The sequence below is a fragment of the Actinoplanes sp. NPDC026623 genome (assembly GCF_040638275.1).
In the GTDB taxonomy this organism is placed as follows: domain Bacteria; phylum Actinomycetota; class Actinomycetes; order Mycobacteriales; family Micromonosporaceae; genus Actinoplanes.
This window is the reverse complement of the sequence record NZ_JBEZXZ010000239.1, coordinates 1-12,707: the sequence shown is the minus strand read 5'-3', so window position 1 is coordinate 12,707 and position 12,707 is coordinate 1. Positions and strand designations below refer to the sequence as shown.

Here is a 12,707-nt window from a genome sequence, read left to right as displayed (position 1 = left end):
ACTTCCCGGTGACCGGATCGGCATGACCCGACACCTCGGCGCGGCGACCGGATACCGGGAAGTCGAAGTAGGTGGACGGGTACGGCTCGCCGTCGAGCGTGTAGTGCCACCACTCGTGTGAGTAGTTGCTGAATCCGGCGGCGGTCATGGCGCCGCGCAGCAGCAGCCGGTTGGCGCGGGGCGCGCCGGTCACCCGCGGGTCGAGCGTGGCAGCGCGCGGGTCGAAGCAGTCGTAGCCGGTACCCATGTCGATGGAGTTGTCCCGGAAGCGGCGCCCGTACGGTGCGTAGCACGGCACGAGGGCCTGACCGGGCACGTACTGCGGCATCGTGGCGGCCGGGAGCCGGACCAGGGTCAGGTCGACGGTGCTGCCGCGGCTGTGGCCCGAGCGGTGTGCCAGGTAGCCGTCCGCGAAGAGCGTGGACTTGGCCACCCGCGGATAGAACTCGCGCTTCATCCGGGTGTCGCCGGCGTTGCCGGCCCAGGCGGCGAAGTCGTTCACCGCGCGCTGCGGGCGGTAGCAGTCGTAGACCTTCAGCGTGTACCCGCGCGGGCGCAGCGCGGCCTGTGCCGTCCTCAGCGCCGACGCCGCCCGGCGCGTCAGCAGGCACCGCGGCTCCAGATAGCCCCGGACGCGGCGGCCGACGAAGTTGTGTGTCTGCCCGTACCGGATGTCATGAAGGATCGTGGGGTCCACGACGGCGAGGTCGACGAAGGTGCTCGGCATCGCCGCGAGGGCGGGCGCGGGTGCGGTGATCAACGACGCGAGCACCAGGGTCAGGGCGACGAAACGACGTGACAAGGCACGATCCGATCTGCTCATCAGTGCCGGGTGTAGGTGGCCCAGGCGAAGCGCGCGGTTATCGGCGCGCCGGGATAGCGGAAGACGCCCAGCCAGTCGTCCATGCCGGTGCCCGCCCAGAGGTTCATCATGATTCGCTGCGGGTGGGTGGGAAGCGCGCCGCGTGAGCCGTTCTCCCGGTGGACGAGCCGCCCGTCGACGTACCAGTCGATCAGCCCCTCCTCCCGCCAGTCGATGGCGTAGGTGTGGTAGCCGGCCGAGGCGTCGAAGCCCAGGTCGATGGTGGTCTCGTGGCCGCCGGCGCCGCCGGTGTAGTAGTTGGTCTGCAGCTGGGAGGTGTTCTTTCCCAGGATCTCCACATCGATCTCGTCCCAGGGCTGGCCGTCGCTCTTGCCCGTGTAGGTGAAGAAGGCGGTGACGACGCCGCGGCGCTTGACGGCCTTCATGCTCGTCGCGAAGCGCCCGTGGGAGTAGAGGTCGTTGGTGCGGTACTCGCCGGAGGCGTAGGGCTTGCCGGAGCAGTCGATCGGGCAGTCCCTGTTGTACAGGTCGATGTTCGTCACCCCGGCCCGGAACCGGACGTGGTCGGCGCGCCAGCCGACGTTGAACATGCCGCCGTTGCTCCGGGCGTCGGCCTTGTGCCAGCGGCCGGTGTTGCCCCGGTCGAGGCTGTCGACGAAGCTGGCGCCGATGGCGGCCCTGGCCGGCTCACTGCCGGGCGCCAGGACGCCGGTGACGACGCCGAGGGTGATGAGGGCGAGCGCGACGGTAACGCGGGATCTGAACACGAATCATCTCTTCTTGCGGGGGAAGGGGAGCTCAGGCGGGGACTCGGCGGCGGATGACCGCCCGGCCGCCCCGTGCGGGGCCGTTGGTGATGCCGCGCGAGTGCCAGCGCTCGTCGGGCTCGTCGGTCGGCTGCAGGACGACGTCCCGCAGCATGGTGCGCAGGACGACGTCGATCTCCATGTTGGCGAACGCGGCGCCGATGCAGCGCCGCCGGCCGCCGCCGAACGGGATCCACCGGTACAGGTCCGGCCGGGTGTCGCGGAACCGGCCGGGGTCGAAGGCCAGCGCGTTCGGGAACACCGATTCGTCCTCGTGCAGCAGCGCGATGCTGACCAGCACCGTGTACCCCTTCGGCAGGATCCACTCGCCCAGCCGGTAGCCGTCGGACTTCACCTGCCGGCCCACGAAGTCGATCACCGGGCGGGAGCGTTCCACCTCGAGGATCGTCGCCTCGCGCAGGGTGCTGCCGCCGGCGTCCGCCTCGTCGACCAGTGCCTGCAGGATCTCCGGGTGGCGGCGCAGCCGCTCGACCGCCCAGGCGAGGGTGGTCGCGGTCGTCTCGTGCCCGGCGGCGAGCAGCGTGAGCAGCTGGTCGGCGATCTCGCTCTGGCTCATCCGGGTGCCGTCGTCGTAGCGGCTGAGCAGCATCAGCTTGAGGATGTCGTCGCGCTCATCGAGGGCGTCGTCCCGTTCGGCCTTGAGGATCAGCCGCGCCACGATGGCGTCGTATTCGCGGCGGACGGCCGCGTACCGGCCCCACGGGCCCCAGCGGCCGAGGTCGAACTTCGGCTGGGGCAGGCACGCCAGCCACCCGCCGATTTTGATCATCCGCGGCAGCAGTTCGCGCAGCTCGGAGAACTCGGCACCCTCGGCGCCGAACACCGCGCGCAGGATGATGTTCATCGTGATCCGGGTCATCGACGGCAGCGTGGGGAAGGCGCGGTCCTGCGGCCACGACGCCATCTCCCGCACGGTCTCGTCCTCGACGATCTTCTCGTACGCCGCCAGGCGCCGGCCGTTGAACGGCGGGACGAGCGGCTTGCGCCGCCGCAGGTGCTCCTCGCCGTCCAGGGAGAACAGCGAGCCGGGGCCGAGCACCTTGCCGAGGTTGCGGGCCGGGTTGTCGATGTCCTCGAGGCCGGCCAGGAACACCTGCTTGATCTCGTCCGGGCCGCAGATGACCAGGGACCGGCCGTACGGCGGCAGGTTGACGGTGAAGGTGTTCCCGTAGCGCTCCCGCATCCGGTCCATGCCGCGCCGCTCGACGGTCAGCGCGTACGCGGTCTGCACCAAGGGGGGAACCGTCGGACCCGGAGGAAGCGTGACGACCGTCATGCTACCAAAAGTACCTTTAAGTGCCATTTAGGCAAGAAGGCGCGCTCAGCGGTCGAGGTCCTCGATGGTGGGAGGGTCGACGATCTCGGCGACGTATCAGCCGGACCGGCGTCGGCTCTACCTAGGCGGGAGGTGTCAGCTATGACAAGTGGCTACGGGGTGCTGCGCGCAGTCCTGGACCGGTGGGTGCGCGAGGACGGAGCGTCGACGCCGCACCTGCAGATCCGGGCGCTGGACCAGACCGGCCAGCCCTGGCGCATCGCGGTGAACGTGCAATCCGACACCGGCTCGGAGGTCGTCTACTGGCTGGTCGACCCGCTGCTCGACCATCCGGTCCTGGCCGGACTCGCGGCGCTGCCCGCCGGCTTCAGCGCGGCGGCCCGCACGCCGGCGGCCGCGCTGGACTACGTGCGTGCCCCGCTGTTCGACTGGCGGGCCGGCACCGCCCTGCCGGCCAGCGGCAGCGCCTCCGCCGACGACCTGCAGGACCTGCTGTCCCTGCGGCTGCAGCAGTGCAAAGCCGCGGGCGGCGAGGTGTTCGCGTTCGGCACGAAGTTCGACCGCAACCTGCACAAGCCGATCGACGCGCAGTTCGGCAACGCCGACGGCCTGCACGGCATCCACAACATCCACCTCAACCAGGGCAACACCGGCCAGCACGCCGGCGACAACGGCGCGCTGCAGGACGGCGGCCTGATCCTCGCCCACCCGGACCGCCACGTCGGGCTGTTCCTCGCCTTCCAGACCCAGCGGGTGCCGACCGACGACTCCGGACGGCCGGCGCCGCAGTCGAAGCTCATCGCGGAGCTGATCGGCGACCGGACGCCGCCGGCCCGCCCGCCGGCCTCCGACGAGGCGGTCTACCTGGAGCGGGCGCTGCTCAACCCGTCCGGCGACGACGCCGGCAAGGAGGTCGTGGTGATCGGCAACCTCGCCAACGCGACAGTCCGGCTCGACGGCTGGCGGCTCGTCGACAAGCGCGGCCGGGTCACCGCGATCGACGGGCTCAACCTGGCCCCGGGCGGGTCGGCGCAGGTCCCGCTCGACGGCACCGGGGTCCAGCTGAGCAACGCCGGCGGCAACCTGGTGCTGCTCGACCACACCGGCCGCCAGGTCGACGCGGTCGTCTTCACCGCCGCGGACACCGCCGCCGACGACCGGTTCGTCCGCTTCCCCCGCTGAATCAACCGGCCAGGCTCTCGCCGCGGGCGGTGAGGGCGTACAGGACCGAGCGGCCGGTCCTCGCCCGGGCGACCAGCCCGGCGCGGTGCAGCACGGCGAGGTGGCCGCCCACCCCGCCGAGGCTCATCCCGAGCTGGGCGGCGAGCTGGCTGGTCGTGGCGGGCGCGGCCAGCGCCCGCAGGATCGCCGCCCGGCCCGGGCCGATCAGCGGGCCGAGGCCGTCGCCGTGCGGTCCGGCCGGCGGCGGTCCGATGATGTCCGCGATGCCGCGGGCCCGGTAGGCCACGGTGAACGGCCGGTCCGGGTGGGTGCTGATGGCCAGTCCGGTGAAGACTCCCGCGACGAAGAGCAGGCCGCCGCCGACGAGCCGGTAACGCTTCGTGTCGCGGTGCCGGATCGCGATGTCGCCGCCCGCCGTCCAGGTGACGCGCGGGTCCAGGCCCTCGAGGCCCTCGGCCCACCCGTACGCGGCGACGCGGCCGGCCCGCTGCACGATGTCGCGCTCCAGCAGCGCCCTCATCCGCGGCCAGTCGGGCTCGACCAGCGTGGTCCAGCCGGCCTGAAGGGCGTCCGCCAGCCGGTCGACGACGTCGTCGCCGTCCAGGATCCGCCGGGCGTACGCCGGGGGAGCGCGGTGCCCGCGCAGGTTGAGCTCGAGCTCCGCCCGGGCCCGGTCCAGCGGCGTCGCCCGGACCTCGGCCAGCTCGTCGGCGAACGAGCGCCGCGGTCCGGACGGCGGGGGGTGCAGGAAGTCGGCGTTGTCCTCGCGGCGGAACAGGCTGATCAGTGCGCCGATCGCGGGCTCGGCCCGGCGCAGATCGCCCAGCAGCGGGCGCATCCGCCGGACCCACGGACCCAGCACCCCGACCGTGCCGTGCCCGGTGATCAGGCGGAGCGCGCTGTCGACCTCGAACAGCGGGGAGATGGCATACCGGCAGGAGGCCACGTCCGCGGGCGAGACCTGGATCAGCATGTTTCGCTCACCACCGAAACTTTAGACGTCCGGGTGCGGCGCCACCATGGTGGACGCATGACTGTCACAGCCGACCGCCGTGTCACCTACCGGGACGTGTTCGCCGTGCCTGAGTTCCGGGTGCTGCTGGGCACCTTCGCGCTCCTGCTGATCAGCGAGAGCGTCAAGATGCTCGCCCTGTCGGTGCTCGTCTACGCCGGCACCGGGTCGCCGGCGCTGGCCGCGCTCGCCTACGCGGCCGGGTTCCTGCCGCAGGCGCTCGGCGGCACTCTGCTGCTCTCGCTGGCCGACCGGTGGCGCCCCCGGCGGCTGCTGGTGGCGTACGACGTGCTGCGCCTCGCCGTCACCGCCGTGCTCGCGCTGAGCGTGCTGTCCCCGGCGGCGGCGATGCTGCTGGTCTTCGTCGCGGGCAGCCTGTCGCCCGTGGCCCAGGCCGCCCGGACCGCGCTGCTCGCCGACCTGCTCGAGGGCGACGCGTACGTGCTGGGCCGCTCGCTGTTCACCGTGACCTCCGGCGCGATGCAGGTGGTCGGCGCCGCGGTGGGCGGGCTGCTGTTGATCGCCACGGGCCCGGCGGGCGCGCTGTGGCTGGCCGCGGCGGCGTGCGGCCTGTCCGCCGTGGTGGTCCGGCTCGCGCTGGCCGCCCGGCCGGCCCGATCGGCCGGGGAGTCGGGCGCGATCCGGCAGACCCTGAGGGTCAACGGCCTGCTGCTGCGCGACGCGCCGATGCGCCGGCTGCTGCTGGCGCAGTGGCTGCCCGGCGCGCTGATGGTCGCGTCCGAGGGCGTCGTGGTGCCCTATGCCGCCCAGTTCGGCCGGGAGGGTGCCGCCGGCATTCTGCTGGCGGCCGCCGCGTTCGGCATGCTGACCGGGGAGTTCCTGGTGGCCCGGTGCGCCGCGCCGGTCCTGCGGGAGCGGCTGACGCCGTGGCTGGCGCTGCTGCTCGGCGTGCCGCTCGCCGCGTTCCTGTTGCGGCCCGGCCTGGTCGCGGCGGCGCTGGTCCTGGCGCTGGCGTCGGCGGGTTTCTCGTACCAGCTCGGGCTGGCCCGGCGCTTCCTCGAGGCGGCGCCGTTGCAGCGGCGGGGGCAGGCGTTCGGGCTGGCGGGCACCGGCACGATGGTGCTGCAGGGCCTGGCGATGGCCGGGGGCGGTGCGCTGGCCGAACTCCTCGCGCCGGAGCTGGTGATCGCGCTGGCCGGGGCCGCCTCGGTGCTCGCGACGCTGCTGCTGTGGCGCACCCTGCGGCCGCGCCTGAGTGCGACGCGCCAGTGACTTTCGGTGCTTCGGCTCTGGCGTTATGCGGCCGAACCCCCTAACCTCACCGTACTCGCGAGTAACAAATTTCGGGGCGCATTGAACCGCGGGCTCGCGTTTCGCGTTGTCATGGTCAACTTCAACCGGGGAGTCAACACATGATCATCGGCGTGCCGCGCGACCCTCATCCGGGTGAACGCCGGGTGGCGGCGACACCCGCCAATGTGGCGGCCTTGGTCAAACTGGGCTACGACGTGGTGGTGCAATCCGGCGCCGGCACCGGGTCGTCGTTCTCCGACGAGGCGTACGCCGAATCCGGGGCGACCATCGGCGACCCGCTGACCGCCGACGTCATGTTCACCATCAACCCGCCGCCGGCGGAGTTCCGCGACCGGCTGCCCGCGGGCATCACCCTGATCGGCATGCTGAACCCGCGCCTCGACCCGGACCTGGTCGAAGACCTCGCCGGCCGGCCGATCACCGCGCTGTCGATGGACGCCGTGCCGCGGATCTCGCGGGCCCAGTCGCTGGACGTGCTCTCCTCGATGGCCAACATCGCCGGCTACCGCGCGGTCGTCGAGGCGGCGCACGCCTTCGGCCGCTTCTTCACCGGCCAGGTGACGGCGGCGGGCAAGGTCCCGCCGGCCAAGGTGCTCGTCGCCGGCGCGGGCGTCGCCGGCCTCGCGGCCATCGGCGCCGCCGGCAGCATGGGCGCGATCGTACGGGCGACCGACCCGCGCCCCGAGGTCGCCGACCAGGTCAGGTCCCTTGGCGGGGAGTACCTGTCGATCGAGGCCGCCGACGTGGAGGTCTCCTCGACCGGCTACGCCAAGCAGATGTCCGACGACTACAACGAGCGCGCCGCCCGGCTCTACGCCGAACAGGCCACCGACGCCGACATCATCATCACCACGGCGCTCATCCCCGGCCGGCCGGCGCCGCGGCTGATCACCGCCGCGATGGTGGCGACCATGAAGGCGGGCAGCGTGATCGTCGACATGGCCGCCGCCAACGGCGGAAACGTCGAGGGCACCGTGCCGGGCCAGGTGGTGATCACCGAGAACGGCGTGACGATCATCGGATACACCGACCTCGCCGGGCGCCTGCCCGCACAGGCCTCCCAGCTCTACGGCACCAACCTGGTGAACCTCATGAAACTGATGACGCCGAAGTCGGACGGCGAACTCGTCCTCGACTTCGACGACGTCGTCCAGCGATCGATGACCGTCGTACGCGACGGCGAGCTGACCTGGCCCCCGCCCCCGGTGTCGGTGACCGCGGCGCCCGCCGTGGCGCCGGCCGCCGCGACCGTGGCCAGGCCCGCCGAGAAGCGGCCCGCCTCGCCGCGCCGCCGGCTGGCGAACGTCGGCGCCGGCGCGGCCGCGCTGTTCGTGCTCGCGGCCCTGTCACCGGCCGCCATGCGCGGACACCTGACCGTCTTCGCCCTGGCGATCGTCATCGGCTACTACGTCATCGGGCACGTGCACCACGCCCTGCACACCCCGCTGATGTCGGTGACCAACGCGATCTCCGGGATCATCGTCGTCGGTGCCCTGCTGCAGCTCGGGCACGGCGACAACCTCGTGACCGGGCTCTCCTTCGTCGCGATCCTGCTGGCCGGCATCAACGTCTTCGGTGGCTTCGCGGTTACCCGCCGCATGCTCGCCATGTTCTCCAGGAGCTGATCTGATGACCATCGAATCCGCGGCGCAGGCCGCGTACATCGTCGCGGCGCTCCTCTTCATCCTGGCGCTGGCCGGACTGTCGAAACACGAGACCGCCAAGGCCGGCAACACCTTCGGCATCGCCGGCATGACCGTGGCGCTGACCGCGACCGTCGCCCTGGCCATCGACCACGAGATGAGCACCACCGGGCTGATCCTGCTCGTCGTGGCCACCCTCATCGGCGCCGCGATCGGCCTGTACCGGGCCCGCAAGGTCGAGATGACCGGGATGCCGGAGCTGATCGCGCTGCTGCACAGCTTCGTCGGCCTCGCCGCGGTCCTGGTCGGCTGGAACGGGTACCTGCACGTCGAGGCGGGCACCGACGGTGTCGAGGCCGCGCTGCTGCGGAGCCAGGAGATGCTGGGCATCCACAGCGCCGAGGTCGTCATCGGTGTCTTCATCGGCGCCGTCACCTTCACCGGCTCGATCGTGGCCTACCTCAAGCTGTCCGCCCGGATCAAGTCCAGCCCGCTGACGCTGCCCGGCAAGAACGCCCTCAACGTCGGCGCGCTCGTCGCGTTCGCCGTGCTCACCACCTGGTTCGTCATCTCACCGCAGCTGTGGATCCTCCTCGCCGCCACGGTCGTCGCCCTGCTGCTGGGCTGGCACCTGGTCGCCTCCATCGGCGGCGGCGACATGCCGGTGGTGGTGTCGATGCTCAACAGCTACTCCGGCTGGGCCGCGGCGGCCGCCGGCTTCCTGCTCGAGAACGACCTGCTCATCGTCACCGGCGCGCTCGTCGGCTCGTCGGGCGCCTACCTGTCGTACATCATGTGCAAGGCGATGAACCGCTCCTTCATCTCGGTGATCGCCGGCGGCTTCGGCATCGAGGCCGGCCACGCCCAGGACAAGGACTACGGCGAGCACCGCGAGGTCACCGCCGAACACGTCGCCGAACTGCTCACCGCGGCGGACTCGGTCATCATCACTCCCGGGTACGGCATGGCGGTCGCGCAGGCGCAGCACGGCGTCGCCGAGCTGACCCACGTGCTGCGCGAGCGGGGGGTCAAGGTCCGCTTCGGCATCCACCCCGTGGCCGGCCGGCTGCCGGGCCACATGAACGTCCTGCTCGCCGAGGCCCGGGTGCCGTACGACGTGGTCCTCGAGATGGACGAGGTCAACGACGACTTCGCGGAGACCTCCGTCGTGCTGGTGATCGGCGCCAACGACACGGTCAACCCCGCGGCCACCGATGACCCCACCAGCCCGATCGCCGGCATGCCCGTCCTCACGGTGTGGGAGGCCGAGCACGTCATCGTCTTCAAGCGCTCGATGGCCTCGGGCTACGCCGGCGTACAGAACCCGCTGTTCTTCCGGGAGAACTGCGCGATGCTCTTCGGCGACGCCAAGGAACGGGTGGAGAACATCCTCCGCGAGGTCACGGCCGGGGTGCACTGAGCCTTCCCCAGGAGCCGGAGCGGACGCGTCCGCTCCGGCTCTGTCGTGCTCGGGCTCTGTGGTGCTCCGGTCTTGTCGCGCGCCGGCGGCGGCCGTCGGAGTCGGCCGGCGCGCGCTGCGGCCAGGGGCTATCGGACCGTGTCGTGTTCCGAGGTGTCGACGATGATGTCGGCGCGCTCGCGGGTCCCGTCAGCGGCGAAGAACTCGTCCTCCTCGCGCATCCACCGCTCCCACAGCGCCTCCTTGCCGGCAAACTCAGGATCCCGGGCCAGGCCGCGGGCCAGTCGCAGGCCTGCCGGAGCCTCGACCCACACCGCGTACGCGAGGCGGCCGATCGTGGCCCGGCGGGTGCAGGTGACGCCCTCGAGGATGACGGTCGGCGCCCAGGGCTGTGTCTTCCAGGCGCCGAGCGACGACCCGTACCAGTCGGTCCAATCCCGTGCCTGGAAGGTCGCGTCCCGGCCGGCCAGCAGCGGCGACAGGACCTGCTCGTCGAAGCGCGGCCACCACCCGGCGAAACTGGACCACGAGACGAAGTCGTCGATCTCGATGATCGGCGCCTCCAGCAGGGTGGAGAGCCGCGCCGCGAGCCGGCTCTTGCCCGCGCCGCTGGGCCCGTCGACGCCGACGATCCGGATGCCGTTGACCGGCGCCCGCCGGGCAACCTCAGCGGCTATCCTCGCCGCCGGCTCGATAGCCATGTAACCCCCTGCATCGACGCGATGATCACGGCACTCTATCCACGCCGGACGGCGCAACCTGCCCGCGGGAGCGGCGAACGGGAGCGCCGCCGCGGCGGGCGCGGCTCACTCTCGCGCGTCCGGCGGTGCGCTGCCACGGCACGCCCGGTGGCCGCGCCGCCATCGAGCGATTTTCACCTGGCCTCGGGGCCGCCGGACGCTGCCGCCCGGGCCACGTTGAAAAGGCTCGGTATTGGAGATCAAATGGAGTTCACCGAGTAGCCCGTATGGGTTTCTGAGTCTCGCCGATTCCGATGCCGTCACTCGGCTGGCTGGGGCTTGAGCAGCGAGTCAGAGCGGGAAGGAGCGGCCGATTGACGAAGCTGACCTTCAGCTCCTTCGGGACAATTCGTCGCGGTTGGTGAACCTGACCCTCGGGCATCACTATTGCGAGAGTTCTGCGCGGAAATCGACCCAGGCGAGTTTGAGCTCTACCCCGAAGCCCCGGGGTAATGGGGAATATCACTATCACCGGCCGGGCCTGGACGCCCTCGACAATGCGGGACTGGCGGCGCGCCCTGAGTAATGGCGAAACTTATGCTGCCCCGGCAATGATCTTTCATTACCTCGAATAGCAGATGATCGCCTGCCCGGACAGTTGCGTGCCACGAGGGACCCGTCTGGGACTGCCGTGCCGAGCGCCTTCGCGATGTACTGGCAGACGACTCTCAGGACATCGAGCTCCCTTGTCAGGCCGAGGAAGTCCTCTCAAACTGGCGAGATCGTCGGGCGTTCGGCGTGTTGCTGCGCGCGGCTCAGGACGAGGAGCTCGTCGACGTCGCCGGGTTGGAGCTGGGAAGGTCTCTCATTCTGTGCATAGAAGGTGATTTCACTGCCGAGCTCGACCTTGCCGACCTGTCGGACTTCGTCAGATCTGGGATGAACACGACTTTCTGGCCATCTGCCCAACCTCCCGTTTGATCGTCATGCTCCAGCGCTGCCGCTGCTGCTGCTGCTGCCGCTGCTGCCGCTGCAGAGGCGAGGCTGTCGACGCGATTCGTGGGTGGCTCGTTGGCGGTCGGCGGCATGAGGGGTGAGCCGCAACTATTAATCTCGGCGCGCGTGACGCTGTATCGAAATTGTCCCGGAAATCCATTGTCAAAGTGGAGGTTGGCATGATCGTCCGCTGACATATCGGGTGGGTTGCGGGAGAATCTTTTCGTGGGACAGTTGTCGTTGTTTGGCAGGTCGGAAATTGCGGCGATGCGCGACCGGACCGCGTCACGGAACTATTCTGCCGCTGGCGATGAGTTTCGTCGTGAGCACGAGCGTCATCGCCGGTGGGGTCTTCAGCAGCGCCACGGCTTGAAGCTTTGGCGCATCCGTAAGAGCCGCTCCGAATCCCTGACAGCGACCACCACTGAGAGCGTGCCGGCACGCCCGACCCCACCCGCGTCACCGCCAGCATCTCGAGTGCCCGCCCGGTCCGCGTCGCCGCCAGCGTCTCGGGTGTCCGCCCGACCCGCGTTGCCGCCTGCATCGGGGGTGCCCGCTGCACCGCGAGTGCCCGCCCGGTCCGCGTCGCCGCCAGCGTCTCGGGTGTCCGCCCGACCCGCGTCGTCGCCTGCATCGCGGGTGTCGGCCCCGCCCGCGTTGCCGCCTGCGTTGCGGGTGCCCGCTGCATCGCAGGTGTCTGCTCGGCCCGCGTCGCCGCCTGCACCGCAAGTGCTCTCTGCATCGCGGGCCTGTCTGGAGCCTCAGTCGGGCACGCCGCCTCAGCGTCCGCGGGCGCCGACCTCTGCACCGATCCGGCGACCACCGCGGGCATCTCGGTCGCCGGTCTGCCTGTCCCCGCAGGTAGGGCACGCTTCGTGGCGGGTGTTGCCGCCTCGGACATCGTCTTGGCGGCAGGGGACGGCATCGCCGGCACCGGCTGCGTCATCGCCGCTGGCTGTGGTGCCGGTGCAGTGCGTGCTGCGGCCGATGGCGGTTGCTCGGCGGTGGTGGCCCGGGTGCCCGATCCGCTGGTCATCCGGCTCGCGGGCGGGGCGTCCGGTGTCACTTCTGCTGCGATCGGGTCCCGGTGGGTTCTTCCTGAATTTGGGTGGCCGCTGCGAGTCAGTGGGCGCGATGACACTCGGTCATATCGGGTATGTCCGGGTTAGAGATGGTCATCGTGCGAACGCAAGCCCAGAGCCAAACCGAAGCTGTTGCCCAACTTTGCGATATGCGACGCCTACGTCGTGGGTGAAACGGGCCGCTTCCCTGTGGGTGATATCGGCCGTGCGAGCGGTCCGTCGCAATCGCGGTCCGCCTGGAATCGCGCGCCGCCCGGAATTCGGATACCGGAGCTGCCGCGAGCGGCGGACGGCCCGCCTGTGCTGCCGTGCTAGCCGTGCTGCCCGCTGGCCGCTGGCCGTGCTGCGGTGCTGCCGTGCTGGCCGCTGGCCGTGCTGCGGTGCTGCGGTGCTGCCGTGCTGGCCGCTGGCCGTGCTGCGGTGCTGGCCGCTGGCCGCTGGCCGTGCTGGCCGTGCTGGCCGTGCTGGCCGTGCTGGCCGTGCTGGCCGTG

9 protein-coding genes are annotated in these 12,707 nt (G+C 71.0%); 4 read left to right on the top strand and 5 right to left on the bottom strand.

Annotation, left to right across the window (positions count from 1 at the left end):
- The 3 genes from AB0F10_RS39805 to AB0F10_RS39795 all read right to left on the bottom strand — a co-directional run.
- The coding region (locus tag AB0F10_RS39805; protein WP_360637912.1) for a M15 family metallopeptidase at positions 1 to 802 on the bottom strand (802 nt) is incomplete at its 3' end.
- A 20-nt stretch (positions 803 to 822) separates the two neighbouring features.
- Entirely contained in the window at positions 823 to 1,590 is a 768-nt protein-coding gene (locus AB0F10_RS39800) for a glycoside hydrolase family 16 protein (protein WP_360637909.1), read from the bottom strand.
- Positions 1,591 to 1,621: 31 nt separating this feature from the next.
- Complete coding sequence (locus tag AB0F10_RS39795; protein ID WP_360637907.1) at positions 1,622 to 2,926, bottom strand: cytochrome P450; 1,305 nt, start codon at positions 2,924 to 2,926, stop codon at positions 1,622 to 1,624.
- Between the two features lie 141 nt (positions 2,927 to 3,067).
- Here AB0F10_RS39795 and AB0F10_RS39790 point away from each other — a divergent pair, with 141 nt between their 5' ends.
- Positions 3,068 to 4,108 (top strand): DUF2278 family protein, encoded by a 1,041-nt coding sequence (locus AB0F10_RS39790; RefSeq protein ID WP_360637904.1) that lies wholly within the window; start codon positions 3,068 to 3,070, stop codon positions 4,106 to 4,108.
- A 1-nt stretch (position 4,109) separates the two neighbouring features.
- Here the strand turns inward: AB0F10_RS39790 and AB0F10_RS39785 are convergent, their stop codons facing one another.
- Positions 4,110 to 5,081: a helix-turn-helix domain-containing protein gene (locus AB0F10_RS39785; protein ID WP_360637901.1), complete on the bottom strand. Its 972-nt coding sequence runs from the start codon at positions 5,079 to 5,081 to the stop codon at positions 4,110 to 4,112.
- 57 nt (positions 5,082 to 5,138) lie between these two features.
- Here AB0F10_RS39785 and AB0F10_RS39780 point away from each other — a divergent pair, with 57 nt between their 5' ends.
- The 3 genes from AB0F10_RS39780 (at position 5,139) to pntB (ending at position 9,458) form a co-directional block, all read left to right on the top strand.
- Positions 5,139 to 6,353, top strand: coding sequence for an MFS transporter (locus tag AB0F10_RS39780; RefSeq protein ID WP_360637898.1), 1,215 nt, complete (start codon positions 5,139 to 5,141; stop codon positions 6,351 to 6,353).
- A gap of 140 nt (positions 6,354 to 6,493) precedes the next feature.
- A complete protein-coding gene (locus AB0F10_RS39775; protein WP_360637895.1) occupies positions 6,494 to 8,020 on the top strand; it encodes a Re/Si-specific NAD(P)(+) transhydrogenase subunit alpha in 1,527 nt (508 codons plus the stop codon).
- 4 nt (positions 8,021 to 8,024) lie between these two features.
- Positions 8,025 to 9,458 carry a Re/Si-specific NAD(P)(+) transhydrogenase subunit beta gene (pntB, locus tag AB0F10_RS39770; RefSeq protein WP_360637892.1) on the top strand — a complete coding sequence of 478 codons (1,434 nt, stop codon included), beginning with the start codon at positions 8,025 to 8,027 and terminating at the stop codon, positions 9,456 to 9,458.
- A gap of 128 nt (positions 9,459 to 9,586) precedes the next feature.
- Here the strand turns inward: pntB and AB0F10_RS39765 are convergent, their stop codons facing one another.
- Positions 9,587 to 10,159 (bottom strand): hypothetical protein, encoded by a 573-nt coding sequence (locus AB0F10_RS39765; protein ID WP_360637889.1) that lies wholly within the window; start codon positions 10,157 to 10,159, stop codon positions 9,587 to 9,589.
- Positions 10,160 to 12,707: the final 2,548 nt, after the last annotated feature.